This window comes from Roseateles sp. P5_B10 (assembly GCF_056400485.1).
In genome coordinates this window covers 1-648 of the sequence record NZ_JBFULE010001524.1, presented here as the reverse complement: position 1 = coordinate 648, position 648 = coordinate 1, and the positions used below count along the sequence as shown (strand labels likewise).

1 pseudogene is annotated in these 648 nt (G+C 63.7%); it reads right to left on the bottom strand.

Features of this window, described 5'->3' with window-relative positions:
* Positions 1 to 416 (bottom strand): annotated as a pseudogene (locus AC1DU6_RS34385) (efflux RND transporter periplasmic adaptor subunit); the annotation flags it as partial.
* Positions 417 to 648: the final 232 nt, after the last annotated feature.

Sequence of the window (648 nt, the reverse complement as noted above, 5' to 3'; positions counted from 1 at the left end):
CCCTTGCTGCGCAACTCGGTGGCGCGGCCTTCGGCGGCGCTGGCATTGGCCAGCACGCCGGTGGATGCATTGAGTTCGGCAACGGCCTGCTCGGCCTGCAGCTTCAGATCGACCTCATCGAGGGTGGCCAGCGGCTGGCCAATCTCGACCGTCTGGCCAACCTCCACGAGACGTTTGGCGACCTTGCCGGTGACCCGGAAGCCCATATCGGTCTCGATCCGCGGGCGGATAGTGCCGACGAAGCTGCGCTGCGGCGATTCCGGCTCGTAATGCACGGTCGCGACCAGAACGGGCCGCGTCGGCTTGGCTTCAGCCTCGGTTTTCTTGCCGCAGCCGGCCAGAGCAAGCGCCGGGATCAGCAAAAGCGCGGCAGCGAGTGGCTTGCGGAAAGCGCTGACATGGGTATGGCCGGGCATCGCGAGGCATCCTTCGAATGACTGTTCGAAGGAAACTTAGGCCTGACCACTGACGAATGTCAATATTCGTCAGTGGTCACGATTTCGCTAGATTGCTGCACCGCATCGCGGCCTTATTTCGCCCGTGCAGGTTTGCCGGTAGCCGCGAACTCCGTTGCCGTCCCGTGATTACCGACGAGCACGAGGATACCAGCCACCAGCGGCATGGCCGCCAGAACCAGAAGCCCGGTCG